18 protein-coding genes and 1 pseudogene are annotated in these 19,567 nt (G+C 45.4%); 7 read left to right on the forward strand and 12 right to left on the reverse strand.

The annotated features are described in order from the left end of the window. The first annotated feature begins 201 nt into the window (after positions 1–201). The 5 genes from QUA78_RS28570 to QUA78_RS28590 all read left to right on the forward strand — a co-directional run bounded on the left by QUA78_RS28570 (position 202) and on the right by QUA78_RS28590 (position 2,218). Positions 202–405, forward strand: a complete 204-nt coding sequence (locus QUA78_RS28570; RefSeq protein ID WP_333189256.1) for a hypothetical protein — start codon at positions 202–204, stop codon at positions 403–405. Between the two features lie 111 nt (positions 406–516). Then, entirely contained in the window at positions 517–738 is a 222-nt protein-coding gene (gene vapB / locus QUA78_RS28575; protein WP_333307309.1) for a type II toxin-antitoxin system VapB family antitoxin, read from the forward strand. 1 nt (position 739) lies between these two features. Then, positions 740–1,120 carry a type II toxin-antitoxin system VapC family toxin gene (locus tag QUA78_RS28580; protein ID WP_333399156.1) on the forward strand — a complete coding sequence of 127 codons (381 nt, stop codon included), beginning with the start codon at positions 740–742 and terminating at the stop codon, positions 1,118–1,120. A gap of 99 nt (positions 1,121–1,219) precedes the next feature. Beyond that, positions 1,220–1,663 (forward strand): Tse2 family ADP-ribosyltransferase toxin, encoded by a 444-nt coding sequence (locus QUA78_RS28585; protein WP_333304235.1) that lies wholly within the window; start codon positions 1,220–1,222, stop codon positions 1,661–1,663. A gap of 30 nt (positions 1,664–1,693) precedes the next feature. Further along, positions 1,694–2,218, forward strand: a complete 525-nt coding sequence (locus tag QUA78_RS28590; RefSeq protein WP_333304236.1) for a hypothetical protein — start codon at positions 1,694–1,696, stop codon at positions 2,216–2,218. Between the two features lie 100 nt (positions 2,219–2,318). Here the strand turns inward: QUA78_RS28590 and QUA78_RS28595 are convergent, their stop codons facing one another. The 9 genes from QUA78_RS28595 to QUA78_RS28635 form a co-directional block, all read right to left on the reverse strand. Beyond that, positions 2,319–3,911: a B12-binding domain-containing radical SAM protein gene (locus tag QUA78_RS28595; RefSeq protein ID WP_333304237.1), complete on the reverse strand. Its 1,593-nt coding sequence runs from the start codon at positions 3,909–3,911 to the stop codon at positions 2,319–2,321. Between the two features lie 474 nt (positions 3,912–4,385). Continuing rightward, complete coding sequence (locus tag QUA78_RS28600; protein ID WP_333304238.1) at positions 4,386–5,351, reverse strand: NAD(P)-dependent oxidoreductase; 966 nt, start codon at positions 5,349–5,351, stop codon at positions 4,386–4,388. Between the two features lie 613 nt (positions 5,352–5,964). After that, complete coding sequence (gene hemE, locus QUA78_RS28605) at positions 5,965–7,029, reverse strand: uroporphyrinogen decarboxylase (RefSeq protein WP_172190091.1); 1,065 nt, start codon at positions 7,027–7,029, stop codon at positions 5,965–5,967. 378 nt (positions 7,030–7,407) lie between these two features. Continuing rightward, on the reverse strand, positions 7,408–8,193 hold the full coding sequence (locus QUA78_RS28610; protein ID WP_333304239.1) for a hypothetical protein: 786 nt from the start codon (positions 8,191–8,193) through the stop codon (positions 7,408–7,410). A 168-nt stretch (positions 8,194–8,361) separates the two neighbouring features. Beyond that, positions 8,362–9,291 (reverse strand): LD-carboxypeptidase, encoded by a 930-nt coding sequence (locus QUA78_RS28615; protein WP_333304240.1) that lies wholly within the window; start codon positions 9,289–9,291, stop codon positions 8,362–8,364. A gap of 56 nt (positions 9,292–9,347) precedes the next feature. Further along, positions 9,348–9,713 carry a four helix bundle protein gene (locus tag QUA78_RS28620; RefSeq protein ID WP_333304241.1) on the reverse strand — a complete coding sequence of 122 codons (366 nt, stop codon included), beginning with the start codon at positions 9,711–9,713 and terminating at the stop codon, positions 9,348–9,350. 95 nt (positions 9,714–9,808) lie between these two features. Further along, on the reverse strand, positions 9,809–10,570 hold the full coding sequence (gene map, locus QUA78_RS28625; RefSeq protein WP_333199558.1) for a type I methionyl aminopeptidase: 762 nt from the start codon (positions 10,568–10,570) through the stop codon (positions 9,809–9,811). Between the two features lie 43 nt (positions 10,571–10,613). Beyond that, positions 10,614–11,690 carry a glycosyltransferase family 4 protein gene (locus tag QUA78_RS28630; RefSeq protein WP_333304242.1) on the reverse strand — a complete coding sequence of 359 codons (1,077 nt, stop codon included), beginning with the start codon at positions 11,688–11,690 and terminating at the stop codon, positions 10,614–10,616. A gap of 107 nt (positions 11,691–11,797) precedes the next feature. Then, complete coding sequence (locus QUA78_RS28635; protein ID WP_333304243.1) at positions 11,798–12,997, reverse strand: HEAT repeat domain-containing protein; 1,200 nt, start codon at positions 12,995–12,997, stop codon at positions 11,798–11,800. A gap of 910 nt (positions 12,998–13,907) precedes the next feature. On the opposite strand from QUA78_RS28635, the gene QUA78_RS28640 reads away from it, so the two are divergent. Together QUA78_RS28640 and QUA78_RS28645 are read left to right on the forward strand one after the other, a co-directional pair. After that, positions 13,908–15,656 (forward strand): CapA family protein, encoded by a 1,749-nt coding sequence (locus tag QUA78_RS28640; RefSeq protein WP_333304244.1) that lies wholly within the window; start codon positions 13,908–13,910, stop codon positions 15,654–15,656. Positions 15,657–15,796: 140 nt separating this feature from the next. Then, a pseudogene (locus QUA78_RS28645) lies at positions 15,797–16,024 on the forward strand (transposase); the annotation flags it as partial. A gap of 126 nt (positions 16,025–16,150) precedes the next feature. On the opposite strand, the gene QUA78_RS28650 reads toward QUA78_RS28645, so the two are convergent. The 3 genes from QUA78_RS28650 to QUA78_RS28660 all read right to left on the reverse strand — a co-directional run bounded on the left by QUA78_RS28650 (position 16,151) and on the right by QUA78_RS28660 (position 19,478). After that, positions 16,151–17,482 (reverse strand): Rieske 2Fe-2S domain-containing protein, encoded by a 1,332-nt coding sequence (locus QUA78_RS28650; RefSeq protein WP_333304245.1) that lies wholly within the window; start codon positions 17,480–17,482, stop codon positions 16,151–16,153. Positions 17,483–17,764: 282 nt separating this feature from the next. Further along, positions 17,765–18,256 carry a TerB family tellurite resistance protein gene (locus QUA78_RS28655; protein WP_333304246.1) on the reverse strand — a complete coding sequence of 164 codons (492 nt, stop codon included), beginning with the start codon at positions 18,254–18,256 and terminating at the stop codon, positions 17,765–17,767. Between the two features lie 535 nt (positions 18,257–18,791). Continuing rightward, positions 18,792–19,478: a hypothetical protein gene (locus QUA78_RS28660; RefSeq protein WP_333304247.1), complete on the reverse strand. Its 687-nt coding sequence runs from the start codon at positions 19,476–19,478 to the stop codon at positions 18,792–18,794. Between the last annotated feature and the right edge of the window lie 89 nt (positions 19,479–19,567).

Below are 19,567 nucleotides of genomic sequence, written 5' to 3' on the forward strand. Positions count from 1 at the left end.
GGTTTTGACCTCTCTTTGGCTACTAAATTGCAAAATGCATTTCTACTAACTGTAGCACTATTTTATGAAATTGGTATCAATTATGGCAAATCTGACAAGTCTGACAAGTCTGACAAGTCTGACAAATAGTCAAACACTTACTCTGACCATGCTTGAGAGCATTTTTGAAACGATGTAAGAGTCGATTTCAAACTACTCCTGATGAAACTTTCCAACAAAAAGAAATGGCTCCAAGTAATCGAGTTTGCGGTGGTTGGCTTTGCAACTTTGTGCGATCCAACAGCAGGCGGATTACTGTTTCTGCTCAAGCTGTGCTTTCAAATCCTGACAGCGTTGCAGAAAGATGAGCCGACTGAAACAGACAAGGGCAAACAGACAAACCCGCGTTTGTGCGATCGCAAGTAATCGTATCAAGGGAGAGCAATCACAGGGCGCTCTCCCTTCGCACCAAATACCTTTTGACTGCCATTACAGTATAATTGGTGAATATGACATAGTAAAAATTGTACAGAAATCATGACTATCGATCTAGAGATTTTTCAAACTGTCGTCAAGATGCCAGAATCTCTCAAACAAGAGATATTGCATTATGCAAAATATCTACTTCAAAAACACGCCAAAACAGAATCATCTCCCGAACAAATTGAACAACCTCATGGTTATGGTAGTTGGGCCGATCGGATCGTTATGTCTGATGATTTCGATGAACCGCTGGAAGATTTAAAGGAATATATGTAACATGGAATCCCTTTTAGATACTCATGCCTTTCTGTGGTATTTGCTTGGCGATTCCAATCTAGGTAGTAAAGCAAAAGAAGCTATCGATACTAAAACAGGTTTGTATTTTAGTATTGCCAGTCTTTGGGAAATCTCTATTAAAATCAATGTCGGTAAGCTTCAACTGAATCGACCATTTGAAGACCTGCCGAAGGAATTGCAATACATTAACGCTCAAATTCTACCAATTACATTTGAAGACACTGAGATTTACGCAGGTCTTCCTCTGCATCATCGAGATCCTTTCGATCGCATTCTGGTAGCACAGACGATGAATCATTCGCTTGTTTTGATTAGTCGCGATGAAGCTTTTGATGCTTACCCAATTCAGCGGGTGTGGTGATAAACAAGGCAAAAATGTTATATTTAAAGATCGGGTGAAACCAATGCAGCAACTATCTTATGATTGGTATGGCGATCGAGTTGAGCTGATAAAAGGCTAATGGCAAGACTCTATTATCGAGGCATGGCAGAAGAAAACGGTAAACCCAAAATGGGACGCAACGCGAGGCTACTGGGAGTCAGACCCAGTATTGACATTGATGTTGAGCAAGTACCCAAAGACTGGTTGGATGAACAAGGTTATTTACTACCAGAAACAGAGCGCAAGTCTTCAGAGGAGTCTGTCACTGTAGCCATTAGAAACACAAAAGGAATGTCTGTATCCCTCTCTATCGAAGGCTTACCACCATTCCGCAAACCCCCAAAATTTGGCGGAATAGGAAAAGATCCTCTTTGGCAGATTGACGACAGCAAGATTGTTGGAGATATTGAAGCTGTACAAGATAGTCCAACTCATGTCAGTATTTTGCCAAGCGCTACAATGCTTTTAGAGAAATATGAAGTAGCGCTGGCCCAGACACAGAGCGAATGGGAGAAAGTTTGATAGTTTAATTTAGTCAACGGGAGAAGAGCAATGGCATGGGTATTTAGCTTATCGGCTGAATGTGGCACAAAGCAATCTGAAGCACAGCAATTTGCTCAATATTTCAATGAAATTTCTTGGGTTCTGTCAAACGGTAGACATTCCCAATGTCGGGCAGAAACTTTTCAGGATATAGAAGAAAATTGGTGGTGTAGAGTTTGTCCAAGTGGCATCAGTGAGATTGGGATTGACACACCAGAAAGTGCTTATTTAATGACAGAAATAGGTATTTTTCTGTATCATAGTTTGCGGTTTGCTCCACCGTTTCGGTATGCTTTAGTTGGTGTGGAAGTAGATGAGTTTAGAACCTACAGCGAATTGATTGAAGAGCCTGCGTTAGTTTTTCCAGGTTTGGTTTTAGCTGAAGCTGTTTGGCAAGCAACGGGAGCATCTTCGGTTTTTCGAGCGTTCAGTCTTGGATATGTTTGGAAGCCCTATGAAGGTGAAACTTATAGACCACTAATCGCATCGCCTGACCTAAAGAACAAGCTTGATGAATTGCTGAGTGTGGGGTAAATCTCTTCAATCACCCAGAGGATATTTTTGTTCCAGCAATTTAGATACCCGACTTGTTTAAGAAGTCGGGTATCTGGGTATTAGGTTTAATTCTCGAACCCTAAACCGCTTGCACTTGCTTTTCCTCAACAGCAACAGGTTCTTGATAGACGGTTTGAGACTCATTAGCCAAAAAGTCAGCCAATTGAGATTCGATTTCATCCCGCACAATCTGGCGGTATTCCAGAAAATGCTCGTTGTGAGCACACACAGTCAAATAATGATCCCAAACCGCAGGATTGCGCTTGAGAATGCTGAACAAATGATGCCAAAACTTCCAGCGAGTGCTACGCTTGACTCCCTGCCGCCACACCACAGTTAGCAGTGCTCGCAAGTCTATCCAACTGGGAACTCGAGCAGGTATCTTTGCTGTAGGTGCACCTAACATTAAGAAATGGCGATAAGTCCGGTCTAAATATTTCTCAGCATCGTACACTTCGCAGAATGCCTCGACATATTCGCGGGCAATATCTTCGAGAGGCCGCGTCGGAATAAAGTTCATCAAAGTAGTCTGATTGAGGTTGCCAGATTTGTCGCGCAACCGCCCTTCTTTTGCTAGTCTGTGGGACAATGCAGTGTGCGGCAAAGCTTGCAGCATTCCAAAGGTTGTGCTCGGAATGGCGGCTGCTTCGGCAAACTGGACAATCCGCTGACCGGCACCGGGTTTTTCGCCGTCGAATCCGATGATGAATCCAGCCATTACTCGCAAACCAGTTTTCGCAATTAACTCTACTGATTCGATCAGGGAATTGCGGGTATTTTGGAATTTTTTTGTCATTTGCAAGCTTTCTTCATCCGGGGTTTCAATCCCTAGAAATACTGCATTAAAATTGCACGCTACCATCATATCCATCAATTCTTTGTCTTGTGCTAAATCGATGGATGCTTCGGTGTTGAAAGTAAACGGGAATTTGTGTTCTTCTTGCCAGACTTTTAAGTCTTTTAGCAACAGTTTGACGCTGCGTTTGTTGCCGATAAAGTTGTCGTCTACCATGAACACGCCGCGCCGCCAGCCCAAGTTGTAGAGACAGTCTAATTCTGCGATCAATTGTTGGGGGTTTTTGGTGCGGGGTTTGCGCCCGTAGAGGACGATGATATCGCAGAATTCGCACTGGAAAGGACAGCCTCTGGAAAATTGAATTGACATTGAGTCGTAGGCGTCTAATTCCAGCAAATCGAAGCGGGGAATTGGGGTTGTGGTAACATCGGGTTTTACGCCGTCCGATCGATACATTCCGCTTTTTTCGCCGCGCCCTATTGCTTCGACGAACATCGGCAAGGTGATTTCGCCTTCGTCGAGAATCAGGTAATCTATGCCCGCTGCTTGAGGTTCTTCGGGTACGGATGTCGGGTAAGGGCCGCCGCAAGCTACGGATTTACCGCGCCGTTTTGCTTCGCGAATGATGTCTAGCAAATCTTCTTTTTGGACAATCATTGCGGAGAGAATAACGAGCTCTGCCCATTCCCATTCTGCTTCGGTGATTTGTCTGATATTGCGATCGACTAACTTAAATTCCCATTCTTGGGGTAAAATAGCTGCTACCGTTACCAAACCCAGCGGTGGCAGCAGCACTTTACGATCGACTAATTCTAGGATTTTCTCGTAAGACCAAAATGTTTTCGGAAACAGGGGGTAAACTAGGAGAACTCGCATTATATGTTAAACCTCACATCAGTAAACAACTTGCGATCGGGCTGGCGTGTTTGAGAGTTCGATCGACTCTCAAGACTTCATGTTAAGGCTAAAATTACGATCTTGCACTCGATCGAATATTTGGCGAGGGGTGACACCCCCTAAGACAAAGAGAATGAGCGCAATTTTTAGCTGGCAGTTCCCTGTTAAAGTTTGCAAATGCTGACATCTTATCGTATTTGACCGTTAATTGACGATAATCGCATTTAAAAAGCATGGGACTAAGGCAAAAAAGAATTTGAAAAACTTACATTATTCGTAAGGTGCGCCGAGGCGTACCCTACATATATCTCGTAAAGTGCTTATGGTGTGGCCTACATTAGTAGTTTGATGCACATTTCCTCTTCCTTTTTCCTCAACATTTATCCGTTACATCCGTTACATCCGTTACATCCCGTACATTGCTCGTTGCCGAACTTCCCTCTTGCTTCTCCCCTAATTTGAATCTTTGCCGGGAATCCCGCTAGTTCTTAACATATCGGCCACTGTGCCGCAGTAACTCGGCATTCCTATGCTTTCGGGATTCACAAGATTTTGATAGGTAAAATGGCGGTAGCTGATGCAAAATCTATCCCAAGCAGCCACCTGAATTCGGAACAGCCAAATAAAGAAATCGGCCAGCCAAGGTGACAGAGTAATCCGAAAAAATATGTTTTTATTCAAATACTGGCAAGCTTGTTCTACCACTTCGTTAGCTGTAATCGCCGGATTTCCTAGCACAAAATGTCGCGGTTCCTCGGAAGCCGGCGGATGTTCAACTAAATAATTAACTACTTTAGCAATATCTGCGCCGTGGATGAAGTGAAAACTGCCATCTGCCTTAAACCAGCGAATCAAACCAATCCATTTTGCGACAAGGGGCAGACCAGATGACAAGTGAGAGACTGGTTTTTCTGCGTCTCCTCCCAATACTAATGTCGGGTAAAGTGCCGTAATAGGAGGCACATTTGTCAAGGCTGACAAATGCACCATGCAGTTGTATTTTGAGCTAATATAATCTGTCCCCAGTTCCCCGGCTTCTTTCAGCAAATTGTTGTCTCGACCGAGAATGCTGGCAGTTGAAAAATAAATTACTTGTTGGCAAGTCTGTGGCGAAAGTAGTTGAATTAGCCGGAGAGTTTTGGTCACGTTAACGTCAAACACTTCTTGAGTTCCTCCCCAAGCAGTGGCAGCTAAAATTGCGACATTAATTGTTTGCAGAAGTTCGGCGTGTCGATCGATATCTCGCATATCGCCTTGTATGATATTGATGCCGGGGCGGGCTTTCCAGTCAAATTTTAATTTTTCGGGGTTGCGAACTAAGAGGTAAAGTTCGTGGTTTGTCTCTTGAATCAAAGTTTCGGCCATGTAGTGACCGATACAGCCACTTGCACCCGTCACAAAAATTTTTTTGGAGTTCATTTTGCCGCAGGGGAAGAGGGAGGATTTGACGCTTTTTCGACGGTAGGGAGACGGCATGGCCTATTAGTGTCAACTTAAGCCTAAAGTCCATGAGGAATATCGCTTTTATTCGAGTCCAGATCCCCCTAAATCCCCCTTAAGAAGGGAGACTTTGAGTGCTTCATGTCCCCCCCCTTATTAAGGGGGGTTAGGGGGGATCTAGAGTTTGATACAAACAAGAGAAACGGTCGGTTTTACGTTAAATTGACACTAATGGACTCTTGGAGTGTCCTACAAATATCAGGTGCAGTTAACCGGATTCGCTCCGATTATATAATCTTTTTCGAGGGTAGGGAGACGGCATTGCCTATTGGTGTCAACTTAAGACTGGACCCCCTGATAAATCTCGCTTTTAACCCAGTCTCGATCCCCCTAAATCCCCCTTAAGAAGGGGGACGAAAGAGTGCTTCCTGTCCCCCCCTTATTAAGGGGGGTTAGGGGGGATCTAGAGTTTGATACAAACAAGAGAGACGGTCGGTTTTACGTTAAGTTGATACCAATGGGCATTGCCCTCTCCCTACAAATATCAGGTGCAATTAACCGGATTCGATCGGATTCTACAATCGAAATCAAATCAAGCAGCAACTGCAAGCAATTTGTCGGCTTGTTTTGCGGTTTCAAAGAAGAAACGCACGTTATCTTCGGGAGTTCCCGGTAATACGCCGTGTCCCAAATTGAGAATGTGTCCGCGATGACCGGCTTTGCGAATTGTATCAAGAATTCGATCGCGAATAAACGGTTGAGAACCAAACAACACGCCCGGATCGAGATTTCCCTGAACGTTCATATTCGGGCCCAAACGTCGGCGCGCGTCGGCCATATCCACTGTCCAATCGACGCTGACGATATCTGCGCCGGATGTTGCCATGCGTTCGAGGATGCCGGCACTTCCAGTGACTAACAGAATTAGCGGGGTGTCGGGATGGGTTTTTTTGACTTGCTCGAACACCTGTTTCTGGTAAGGTAGAGCGAAGGTGTCGTAGTCCTGCGGGGACAGTTGGCCGGCCCAGGAGTCGAACATTTGCACTACTTGCGCGCCGCAGTCGATTTGATAGCGCACGTAAACGGCGATCGCATCTGCAAATTTTGAGAGCAACTGATGCAGTAAAGTTGGATCGGAAAATGCCATGTTTTTGATAATTGCATAATCCTTAGAACCTTTACCCTCAACGGCATAGGCCGCCAGCGTCCACGGCGCGCCCACAAAACCGAGCACGGTGGATTTGTTGCCGACTTCCTCGCGCAAGGATTTCAGGATTGTTTTGATAAACGGCAAGCTTTCTTCCGGGTTCAGCGGTTGCAGGTTGTCGATTTGCTGCTGAGTGCGGATGGGTGCGTGGATAATCGGCCCTTTGCCTTCGGCGATGTCCATGTCGATGCCCAAACCCGGCATGGGGGTGACAATATCGGAAAACAGAATTACGCCGTCGGGTTGAAACGCGCGCCACGGCTGAAGGGAAACTTCGATCGCAACTTCGGGAATTTCCGAACGTTCGCGAAACGAGGGATACTTTTCTCGCAAATCTCGATAAGCCTTCATGTAGCGGCCGGCTTGGCGCATCATCCACACGGGCGGGCGGTCTAGGGTTTCGCCGCGGGCTGCCCGCAACAACAAGGGAACTTCATTTAATGCCGACATTTTAACTTTTCTCTACCTTAGATATTTTAATGCCTTTGGTAGCTTACCACTGTGCGATCGTCCTTTTCGAGAAAATCTTGTGTGTACAAATGTGTATTTTGTCATGGCCAAAGAAAGTGAGGCGAGGGTCAATCGATTTGAGATTTGAGATTTGAGATTTTAGAATTGAAGGATTGACCCCACGGATAAATTCGGGGGCTCCTTTATCGGATACAGGTTTTTTATTTCTGGACGGATGAATCCGGGGGCTTGTATCCTGGATGCTTTCGGTCAGAGATCGACTGTATATAAAGGACTGGTATAAATCCTGTGTATACGCAAAGAAACCGGGTTTCTTCGTAGAAACCCGGTTTCTGATCCCGCGCTAGTTTGACCTACTTACCTCGTTACGCACACTCCGCCTACGGATACGCGACATTGATCGCGGCCCTCATCGAACCTCCTATTATCATCCACCCTCGCCGAATCTAAATCTCTAGTCCGCGAATTGTAGTAATAATCTCCCGCCGGAAAGTTTCTAGTCGGGACAGCGCAGTAAGTCGAGTTTTGATTATTATCGTCAAACCTTACTCTGACCATAGAACGTCTCTCGCTACAGTTGATAGATCGCAAGCCAAAATCATCTTGCAGAAGCTGTGCTCTGTCATATCGACCGTCATTTCGGCCGTTATCTCGCCCGGTGTACCAATCGTCCCGCGAATTGCGAGATCGTCTGTCGCCCCCATCAATTCCCGCAACTTCTAGGGTGTAGCTACCGCCTCTGGCAGCATCTTTTGCTAATACTAAAAGTTTGTACTCGCCACCACGGGGAATTTGATAATTAAAAGAACGGTCTTGCGTAAAAGCAACTTGTTTGTTGTTCTCGTAAAACAGTACCATCACGGGAGTAAAACCGCGACTTCTATCTGTGTCTAAAAACACTTCAATGTTATCGCCTTCGCGAGCGCTGAATGTGTATTCTTGGCCGCGCAATTCTTCCGTCGGAGAACCCGGAACCCACATATTCCGGAAACGGTAAATCGGGGAAGTGCGGCGAATTACTCCATCTATGCGATCGTTATTCTGTATCTGTTCGCCAACTGCACTAGACGAAATGCCAGTGAGTGCCAATCCTGCAACTAGCACAGTGGCAGCAATACTTTTTAACAAGTTGTGCGTTCTCATATCAACCTCTGGAAAATTTTAAAATCTTTGTGCTTTCTTGGCGCCGACATTTGCATACACAATCCATTTTAAATGTAATTTCTGCCAACCGTGTCAACCTCACCCAACCCTAGGGCTGTTTAGCTGGTGCAAAATCTCATGTTAAATTTATAGACGTCGATCCTTAACCTAAAGTTGCGATTTATCGCCGCAAATCAGCAATCCCGATTCAGCGTCGAGACAAGCCCTAATTCCCATCGGTAAAGCAGCGTTAACCCCCTCGTGGCCGAAGGGCAAATCCGAGACAATGGGAATATTCAAGTCCCCCAGCCGATCGCGCAAAACCTCTTCAATGCTAAAACTGGGAATACTCGGGTCAATCTCGCAGCGGCTGAAGCGCCCCAAAGCAATGCCCCGCACCCCAGCGAAAGCCCCCGCCATCCGCCACAAAGTCAGCATTCGATCGACCCTGTAAGGAGCCTCAGAAACATCCTCAAAGGCGAGAATAACCCCCGTCAAATCCGGTTGATACGGGGTTCCGAGCAAATGAGAAGCCACCGTCAGATTCGCCGGAAACAGCCTCCCGGTGGCTTGTCCGCTGCCCCATCCTTTACCTTGCAAAGATTGTAAGGGACGACCTTCGATGCAGTCAAAAAGTCGATCGACAGACCAATCCGGTTCCGCAGCCAAAGTTGTCAGCATCGGCCCGTGAACGCCCCAAATACCCAATTTAGCCTGATTCCACAGCAAAGCAGTAATGTCGGAAAAGCCGATCAACCATTTCGGCGAATGGGAATCGGGAGGGGGAAATTGGGAGTTTTCCGCCTTTGCCACATTTCCTTTTTCCAAAAGTCGAGTGCTGCCGAAACCGCCTCGCACACAGAGAATACCGCGACAATCCGGGTCATTGAGGGCATCTGCTAGCTGTCGGACGCGGTTTTCATCGGAACCAGCCAAATAGCCCCAGCGATCGTCAAAACCCGGTGTTAATTCAACTCGATAGCCGCGAGATTTCCAAATTTCTACACCCTTTTCAAAGTTGGTTGATTCTCGCAAAGTGCCACTAGGGGCAATTACTTTGAGCAAATCTCCTGGTTGTAGAAATTTTATTTTAGTCATTAGTAGGTTGATTGTTGACTGTTGACTGTTGACTGTTGACTGTTGACTGTTGATTGTTAACCTTTGGCTTTTTGTTTTAGTGAGTTAAGATAGGCATTAAGTTTTGGTGAAAGTTCATTTAATAAAGGATGCACTCGAGGGATTTGTTCTTGAGTCAAAAGATTGCGAGCGTATGCAAGTCTCAACCAATGTCTTGTTTCGTTTAATGAACCTCTGGCAATTTTTACAAAACGCTGATTATCTTGATAGCTATAGCGTCCATGTCCTTCTGCAATATTAGCACCAACACTATCCGCCGATCGCACTATTTGTTTGCCCATCGTATCCTTCGCAAAGTCGTCCCACTTTTTAACAATAAACCATATTTCGTTAGATATTTTTTCAGCTAATTGATAAACTTGTAGCTGTTGAAAGCTTTCCATATTAGCTCCTTTAAATAGTTGATGGCAAACCATTGACTGTCAACGGTCAACTGCCAACAGTCAACTGCCAACAGTCAACAGTCAACCGTCAACAATTAAGGCAAAGTTAGAATTTCCACCCCAGAATCAGTCACAGCCAGAGTGTGCTCGAATTGAGCCGAAAGCTTTCCATCCTGCGTGATAGCAGTCCAACCATCGGCGAGAATTTCCACTTCCCAAGTACCCTCATTAATCATCGGCTCGATCGTAAAAACCATGCCTTGTCTGAGCTTCTTTCCCGTGCCCCGCTTGCCGTAGTGCAGAATTTCCGGTTCAGTGTGAAAGACTCGGTGAACCCCGTGCCCGGCAAAATTTCGCACTACCGAAAAACCCTGTGCTTCAGCATATTCTTGAATCGCTGCACCGATGTCCCCGGTACGAGCACCCGGTTTAACTTCAGCAATTCCTCTTCTGAGACATTCCTCAGTTACTTCCACTAACTTTTTCGCTACCGGTGAAGGTTTGCCCACAAAAAAAGTCTTGGAAGTATCGCCGTGATAGCCGTCAACTAAAGGCGTTACATCAATATTAATAATGTCACCTTCTCTGAGAATTTGTTTAGCATTCGGGATGCCGTGACATACTACTTCATTGACGCTTGCACACAGAGATTTAGGAAATCCTTTATAACCTAGCGGAGCGCTTTTTGCTCCGTGTGCCAAAGTCCAGCGTTCGGCTTCGTCGTTAATTTCGAGAGTGCTGACACCGGGTTTAACCATTGGTTCTAGGTGTAGGAGAAGTTCGGCAGCTAAACGGCCTGCTTGGCGCATTTTTTCGATTTCTCTACTGGATAAAAGCACTAAACGTTCGGTTGCCATAGTTTTTTCTGTTTTCTTTTTTTGTGGTCGATTAAGAGTTTATTTAACTCAATTTTAGAATAGATTTGAACCAGTGTTCAAAACGATCGCCCAAAGCTCCCAAAGAATATTCTACCTCTGCTTGTCGCCGGCAAGCGCTGCGGTCAATTTGGTCTAAGCGGGCGATCGCACCCACCAAGCCATTTACACTGTCAGGCTCCACTAAAAAGCCCGTCAGTCCGTCTCGAACAATTTCGGCCGGCCCCCCGCGCTCGTAAGCAATCACAGGCACACCGCACGCTAAAGCCTCGATCGCGACATTTCCGAAAGCTTCCACCCAACGCGGCGTCATCAACAATGCTCGGCACTGCCGGACTTGCTCTTGCATTTGGGTTGTTGTCAAAAATCCTAAATATTCTACCGGAGCATCCGGGTAATCTGCACAAATTTTTTGCCAATAATCCTCATCTTGCATTTTGCCCATAATTTTTAGGGGAATGCCTGTAATTTTCGCTGCCGCTACTGCATCTTCTAAGCCTTTCTCCGGGGCGATGCGGCCTAGCCAAGCTAATTTAGACTGCGGTTGGTTGCAAAATTCGTACAGGGATAAATCTATGCCATTTCCCAACAACTGACATTCTTCGGCAAAGGCGAATGTTTTGGCTTGAGAAGCGGTGTGAACTCCGATCGTACCAGGAAACTGGACGGCGGTTTGTCCGGCAATGCGATCGAGGGATGCCGAAAGGGAGCCCATGCTGATCAAATGTGCGATCGGAGTCCTAAAAAATGGCGTCAAATAAAACGGCAGCCAATCGTAGGCAAAGTTAACAATGACATCCCATTCATCCTGAACTTGGCGAGCATATTCCCACATATTCGCAAGCACAGAATCGGCGGGCATCACAATACAAGCATTGTAATCTTGTGTTTGGGCGGTTACTTGCAAATCGCCTGTTATTTCGATTACTGGAATTGATTCTAAGACTGAACCTACTGGTGCTACAACTGCTATTTTATGACCGCGGCGCTGCAATTCTTTAGCAATGTTAAGGACTGTAAGTTCGACACCGCCGCCCAACCCGGAACCCAGTTTACCGACAGAAGTTGACAGGAACAATAGTTTTAAAGAGTTATTAGTCATTAGTCATTAGTCATTAGTCAGCCTTGACTAATTCTAACATAATCTAAATTCTAAATTTTTTACTCTCAAATCTCCAATCTCAAATTACTTAAAAATTGCTAGATTTATCAATCTCTCCCAGAACGCGGACGGATGCGATTCAACTGATTGATGGCCCAGCGAGCAGTTTCCTGAACTTCTGGATCGGGATCGTCCGTCGCACGGTGCAACAAGTGACTGATTTGATTCACCAATTCGTAAATCCGCGTCAAGTCGCGAATCGCATTTTTACGCACTTCTGGATTTTCATTTTGCAGGGAAATTGACCAGGCATTATTCATGGGTTTCAGCGTGCGAATGCCAATTTCCGAGAGACTTGCCAAAATTAAACTGTACTGCTTCGAGTCGGAATTTGCTAGCAAATCGAGCAACGGCTCAACTGCTCTGGAATCTCCCCGCTGGCCGAGTTCCCAAATTGCTTTGCGCCTCTTTGCCGGATTTAGGTGCTGCAAATCTTCAATCAGTGCTTCAATAATATCAACTTTAGGCCTGCCATCCCTTTCGGGAAGGGAAATATCTTTTTTCCGACTCGCTAGGGAATCGGCTCGATTAGTTGTTTCGGGAATGTTGAAACCTGTGTCGCTGTAACCGTTGCTGTTAGTATCCAAGGGCACTGTGTCGGAATTAATTAGATCGCCCTCGACTGCTGCATCCTCGGATTCTGGTTCCCCCGATTCCCGGATAAACGGTAAAGGCCGATCGCTGCTGTCGAGACTGTAGTCTTTTGGCAAATCAAAATGGTAGGGCAAAGCTGGCCGCGGTTTTTGTCCCCCAAAAGAAACCTCTTGATGTCCAATTTCGTGCGAGTTTGTAGGAGAATCGGGATTGGTGAATTGAGAGTTTCTTTGGTTGTGGCGATCGACTCTTCCCCGTCTTCGCTTAGAATGATTTGACTCGCCGCTGCTAACTAATTTGAGCATGATAAATACTGCCGCTGCCGTGACGACAACTGCTGCCAAACCCAACATTAACAACCCCCGCTGGCGAGACAAAATGACAATCAAATTGGAGATCGGTTTCGGGGTTTTGGAATTGGATTTTGACGTTTTGGACGGCTTAGATTTGTTTTTATCGGGCGCTGGAGACGGTTTTGGAGGGTTGGAGTCCTGGCGATCGTCCGGGGGAGAGTTCGCCTGAGCAATTTCTAGGGAAATAGCTCGGTAGGAGGCATTTAGTACCTGTTGCCTTCCGTCCGCACTGGGACTGAACGCAGCGCCCAGACAGGCAATGCAGGTGAACAAACATACAAAGAAGCGGTAGTGCGCCATAAGACTCAATCCGGGTTTTGAGAGGCAACGCCGCATGACGAGCTTTAGTGTAACCTTGAGTTAGCTCGATCCTAGCTGCTATGCGCTTAACTAACTCACAAATAGCACCAGACTCGCGAAAAACCCGGGTTTGAGAGGGCAGCGAGCCAGATATGATTAACACAACTGCGTCATTGACGTGGAAGTCCTTTAACTAATTAGTTTGAGACGAGCTACATCGGCGGCCGCGAATAAAGCAGCGGCATCGAGAAAATTGATTGCAGCTCATCTCAGCAAGCGGAGCCTTAGCTGCGTGCAGTGCACGCGCAGCGCCACGGGGCTTCCGGGGCGCAGGCGGGCGATTGTTGCTCGCCGTCGATTTCTGACGGATAGCGTGGCATGACCAAGAGTTTAACAAGCTTCCGAGCCTGCGGGTCGATCGTTTTTGTCTTAATCTGGACGGAAATCGGACAAGGTGTATTTGCAGTGGAAACGATAAACTGCGTTTTTGAGTGTATTCTTGGCTGTTAAACCGAATATTTTCAGTACATTCCAGGACGCACTCTCGATCGAAGAAACCGGGTTTTTTTATCGAAACTGCTGTAAAAAAGAGAGCGCTGATTTTACCAATGTTAATTTCAAGGGGGGGAATTATGGCGGATAGAAGTTTTTGGGCGATCGACTAAGATAACCGTTAGGAAATATTGTATTCAGCAAGCAATCGCCGAGAATCATACTATCTTGTAGAACTGGGAGCAGCTTTGGTTAGGAGCTAGAGTGAGAGCGAGCAGACAGTTTCACGCACCCGCGCTCTCCCCGCGTTCTGTCTATTTGTACCCACTTAGTTAAGTTAAATCAATCGGTCTTTAATCCTGTGCAGTCAAATTTGATATAAGATCGAGCTAAATTTCTAGTGTGAGAAGAGGCATTTGTGAGCCAACAAGATATTTTAAATTTAGCAAAAGAAGGCGATGCCCGGGCGATCGCATTTCTGATCGGCCAAGCACTCGAAAGCTTCGGCGTCACGGCTAAAGCCAGCCGGGAAAATGACACCCTGCACCTGCTGCTGGAAGCAGAACAATTGCCCGCAGAAGAAGCCTGTCTCAGAGTCGCAGTAAAAGGGTTGCAGCGGCTGCAACCAAATAACCTTTACTCAGTGACAGTTTACGGGCGACGGGGCGGCCAGCAATTGCCCGCTTGGACTCAGACGGTAGAATTAAAAAAACGCTTGACTTCCGCACCTGTGAGTGCATTAGTTGCCGTTAATGCAGCAGTAGCTGCGAGTGAAGCAGTAGCCGCTAGTTTACCCGCTTCTCCCATTCCTGTGACTTTGCCCAAGCTAGAAAAACCTCAAAATGTCACAACTGCGCCGCCTCAAACACCAGAACAATCTCCGCCCCAACCCCCTAAAATCCCAACTCCCAAACCCACAAACCAACGGCAGCAAAAGCCATCAGCACAGCCAGAGTTAGCCCGCACTAAAACTAAAAAATCTGGGCTGTCAGTCGGTGTTCTGAGTCTAATTATCGTACCGATATCCGGCTTTGTTCTGGCTTCTCAACTTTACAAATCCTCAAGTACTGCTACTATTAACCCTCTAACGTCAAAGCCTGCGGTACAAGAAGCGATATCGACACCCGCACCTGCACCGGCAGCCCAACCCCTGGCAGCTCCAAAATCGCCCTCCCAGGCTGCAAAAAAACCTGCCACTGTGCCCGCAACTGTCAGCATCAAAGCAGTTGGCGACATGATCCCCGGCACAAATTATCCGTACAACAAACTGCCGCCAAAAAAAGAGCTTTTATTGGAGTCGGTAAAACCATACCTCAAAGGAGCTGATATTCTGTTTGGCAATTTTGAAAGCACGATGACCGATTATCCTTACAGTTCCAAAGCAGGCGGCGGACGAATGCTGTTTGCCTTTCGGACGCCTCCGAGTTATGCCAAAATTTTCAAAGATGTTGGTTTTGATATTTTGAATGTTGCCAACAATCACTCTTACGATTTTAACGAGCAGGGATTTAATGACACGATTAAAAACATCGACAGCAATGGCATGAAGGCTGTTGGTAAAAGAGATCAAATTGTTTATCAAAATGTTAAGGGTGTGAATTTTGCATTTATCGGTTTCAGCAACTACGGCGACGTTCACAATTCCTTGCTGGAACTGAAAGCGGGAGCCGAAGTTGTCAAAAAAGCTAAGGAAAAGGCTGATATTGTAGTGATATCAGTTCATGCTGGAGCTGAAGGAACGGGAGCTATCAATGTGAGAAATAAAACTGAAATTTTTTACGGAGAAAACCGGGGAAATATGGTTTTGTTTTCGCGGACGATGATTGATGCGGGAGCAGATTTGATTTTGGGACACGGCCCGCACGTTCCCCGAGCGATGGAACTTTATAAAGGTAAATTGATTGCTTATTCGCTGGGAAATTTTTTGGGTTATCGCACTTTGTCCACAGCAGGAGCACTCGGTCAATCTCTAATTTTGGATGTGAAAATGACTCCGCAAGGGGATTTTGTTTCGGGTAAGATTATCCCAGTGGAACTTAATCGGCAAGGCATCCCATCTATTGATGACGATTTTAGGAGTGTGGGGTTGATTGACCGTTTGACAAAAAGCGATTTTCCCAAGACAGATTTGAAAATTGATGACAAGGGGATAATTTCCAAGAAATGATCGGGGCAATTATTTACCGAAGAAGTGCCTTATGACTCAATACGGTTCAGTTAGTGCTTTCAGACGAATTTCATTTCACGCATTTATGAGAGTTCCAGACTTGTGAAAGGAAATCAGATTATTCTTATCTGAACCGTATTGAGACCAAGATGACCGTCAAAATAGCTCAGACAGAGTTCAAGGATTAGCTGAATTATGCGCAAATATTTTTCCAAGAATCAACTTCGACAATTGTTAATCATTTTGAAGGGATTTGTAATTACTTTCTTAATCGCACAACAAGTGGAGTGATGTCAGGAATAAATAATCGAATTAAGTTAATTATGCGACAAGGATATGGCTTGTCAAACTTTGATAATTTTCGATAACGCGTATTAGCTTGCTTTTCTAATTAGATAAAAATATCACCGCAAGTTCAGGAGATCCCGCTAATCTAGTGATAACTTTATCTAACAAAATAAGCAAGCTAATAGTTTTTCCAAGCATGAACGCCTCTATCTGTCCGCATGGATGTAGTCCACAAAGTAAAATCTCGGACGAAGCCAGAATCTCAGCCAAGCGTAAGCTCCTAGACCTAATAGTGCTGTCACAATTAAGGGTAAACCCAGAGTCAGTTGCAATCCATCGGGAAGGAGAGCAACAGCGCAAACAGTAATAGCAAAGTAGATTAAAAGCACTGCTTGCAAGCGTTGCACAATCAAAAGTGCTTCTCGACAGCTACGACAATGTTGAGTGTGTTGTTTGTAGCGATCGAGGATTTGTTCGCGATCGCTATTGATATTACGTGTTGGTGGAACATTGATTCCAACTTCGCTCCAAGGTAGTTGTCCGTGACAATAGCGATCGAACCAATTCCTAAACTCTATTACTAAACGGTCTGCACTTGTAGGTAGCTGATAGGCAGTTTTCCAGCTTTCAGTAGATTGTGTTTGTTGGAGAAAATATTCTTGCTGCTGTAGAAGAACCATATCTCCATCGATAACCAGATTGCGTTCGTTGAGGTGATCCCACCAACGGGGTGTGAGACGATAGAGTGTTTTGCCAAAGTTACGGGTAGAATAAGCGACAATTCTGGACTTACCTGGAGATACAGGTATACAGTAGGTGATAAGTCCAAACTGTTTGCTGCCATCGTTAAAACTGAACGCATACTCCAAGCGACAAGGTGGTTCAAAAGTGATTGTTCTTTGTACATCTCTTCCTATAGTCGCTTCAATCAAATTAGGTGTTGATTGCACAATTTTGATCGGGATCGGTCTTGCTTGTTTGCGATCGCCCTGCACGCCGTGATGAGAAAAAGGAACATGACTCGGATCTGCCACATTTTCCACAAGAGTTTGCCAGTCATACTCTAAATCTCGTACAAAAGAAAACCAAACAAAGCCTTTGCTTGCGTCTACTTGAGGTGACAAAGGCAATGGTGTATCGGTAGCTTGTTGGCTTGATTTTGCATCTGGCCAAACCCAGAGTAAATCCTGTTGCTGACGAACTGGTAGTGCTACAGCACACAGATTTTTTTGATTATTACTCGCAAGTTCTGGATTTTCTGCTTGGGGAATATGAGTACAAATTCCTTGCCGATCGAATTGCCAACCATGATAACTACACATTAAATTCCCTGTTTCGTCATCAATGCGACCCTCACTTAGGGGAGCAAGCCGGTGCGGACATCGATCTAAAAACACTTGGAAAGTTTCAGATGATTTTGGTTTCCAGATGACTAAACGCAGTCCCAGAAGTGTCACAGATGTTGGTTGCTTGGGATCTAAATCTTCGACTGGCGAAAGAGGATACCAATGCTGAAAAAAATTGAATTCTGGTTTCATTTTATCTCCTGAAAGCAGAGGGCAGGAGGCAGGAGAAATGCTTCCGTCCTCTGCCCACGACTAAAAGAAGTAAGGGTTTAAAACCCCTTCCAAATCTGGAGATTTAGGAGCACTCGTTTAGACGGGGTTGGAATCCCTGTCTAAACGAAACATAAGAGCCTCCTTATTTCAATCCCAGACGCCACGAAATAGCGACTTGCACTTTGATTTACGCGTGGGCTCCCACACCCTACATCCCACACCCAGTGAATCAACCTGATGGGAATGTTGGGTTCTGCTCAATTAAGCTAAAACCTCAGTCTGTAGTAACGCTTTGCGTAATGCAGTTACTGCTTCTTCTGTCTCTACCAACCTATTGAGAGCAAGTGCAATATCATCTTCCACCTTCAACAGTTTAGCTGCTTTCTTAACAGCTTTTCGCTCTTCAGGTGAGTAATCCTCATCGGCGCTAGCCATTTGAATTGCATGATACAGCAATGACCTTGATTTCGACCAAGTAGGAACATCAACTGTAATCTTACTCAGCAAACTTTCTAAATCAGCATTTTTGTAGTCAAATGTTTTGTATTGCTCTATTACTTCTTCAGGTGCGCCAACAAGACGCTGATGATTTAGTAACCAATTAAATTCGGCTTCTGAAACCTCTCCATCAGCTCCAGCAATAGCGAGGAGTGCATATCCGTAGTTCAGGTATGCTTCAACAGGAGCTTCAGAAATACCTAAGTTCTTTTTCATGAATTCTGAAGCAGGTAGTCCGTCGGTGATCTTGCTCATGAATTACCTTTTTGATGTTTGGGAATCAGAACTTACGCAAATTTACTTTTTTGCTTGACTCAACCTTATTCAAAGGAAAGCTTTGCACTGTGCGGTTGTTTTCCTCGGCTGAATGTCTTAAGCAATAGCAAAATTAAATCATAAAAGTTTAGGCATGTCAATATAACAAAGTTGGCTATATTGAATCTACCAATATTTAAGATTCCATACGGCTCTTCCGGCAACTTGGGGTAAAATGTAGCTATAGCTACATTTTACCCTCTGACTACATATGGATTTTAATCCAATACGCTTGGGTTAGCGCTTTCAGACGAATTTCATTTCACGCATTTATGAGAGTTCCAGACTTGTGAAAGGAAATCAGATTATTCTTATCTGAACCGTATTGCCTTATGACTCACATCTTTCACCATTCTCGCTTAACAGGCTTTCCGGCCTGTGAAGCGAAGAATGAGTTTTCTTGTGGGGTGGGCAGGAGATCCCGCCCAAAAAAGGATTATTGATATTGGTGCAAGATGTGAGTTATGACGAGAAGCTATACTTCCGGTGACTCCTCAAATAAGCGATCGCCCCGGTGCAATCCATCTGCCATTTGATAAGTTTGTGCTTGCGATCGCACTGTCGGGGCATGGGCGGCTAAATACCTTGCCGCCGCCACTAATACCACAATGCGATCGCCCGCATTCTCTAATAAAGCATACTGGCGAAATGCTGCTTCTACCTGCTGAATAACGTGGAAATCCCGATTTTCTCGCAGCATCAGTTTTCCTAAAACTGCCATCAACCGTTCCGATTTGCCACCGCTATATAAGTATTTTGCAACTAATTTACCGACTTGATTCACCTGTTGCTGTCTGTCCAACAAGTCGGGCAGTTGTTTGATCAATTCCTCTGGATTATCAACTAAATCTGTTGGTTCTGGAAGTCGCGCAGGCGGTACATTTAAGAAACGATTGAGATATACGCCGATCGCTGCATCGAAAACTCCCCGCAGTAACTCTATTGAAGGCGATCGTCGCAATCCTTGATGCACCGCATTCGCAAAGGTAAAGGGATGGTGCGCTGAATTCCAGTCGCTGTGGTCGTTATTCGTATTAAACCGGGCTACGCGGAGGGCAGCAGCATAAGTGACTGCACTCGCTAATTCGTCTTCGCTACAACCTTCTTTCAAGGCAGTTAAAAGTGCATCGACGATCGCCAATACATCTTCGCCCAACAACATCGGAATTAACTGTTCTGATACATTTACGCGACACTTACCCGGCTATTACCGGACAAAGTAACGATAGCGCTATCGCCTTCATAGGAGAT

Source organism: Microcoleus sp. K4-B3, assembly GCF_036704615.1.
Lineage (GTDB): Bacteria > Cyanobacteriota > Cyanobacteriia > Cyanobacteriales > Microcoleaceae > Microcoleus.